This is a genomic window from Aeromonas sp. sia0103 (assembly GCF_963895295.1).
GTDB lineage: Bacteria > Pseudomonadota > Gammaproteobacteria > Enterobacterales > Aeromonadaceae > Aeromonas > Aeromonas encheleia.
Window position 1 is genome coordinate 1 of record NZ_CAWQKG010000048.1, and the last position, 252, is coordinate 252.

Genomic DNA, 252 nt, shown 5'->3' on the forward strand with positions numbered 1-252 from the left:
GCCGGTATTCTAACCAACTGAACTACCGCTCCGCAATTTGGCTAGCTTCTGCTAAATCGTCGCCGTTTCATCGAGGTGTCAGCCTCGCGGCACAACATCGTACTGCGCACAATGTCGTCTAATTAGGTGCCTGGCAGTGTCCTACTCTCGCATGGCGAATGCCACACTACCATCGGCGCTACCGCGTTTCACTTCTGAGTTCGGCATGGGATCAGGTGGTTCCACGGCGCTATGGCCGCCAGGCAAAAACTT

1 rRNA gene is annotated in these 252 nt (G+C 55.2%); it reads right to left on the bottom strand.

The window, feature by feature from the left end:
* Positions 1-128: 128 nt before the first annotated feature.
* A 5S ribosomal RNA gene (rrf, locus tag AACW18_RS15890) occupies positions 129-243 on the bottom strand.
* Positions 244-252: the final 9 nt, after the last annotated feature.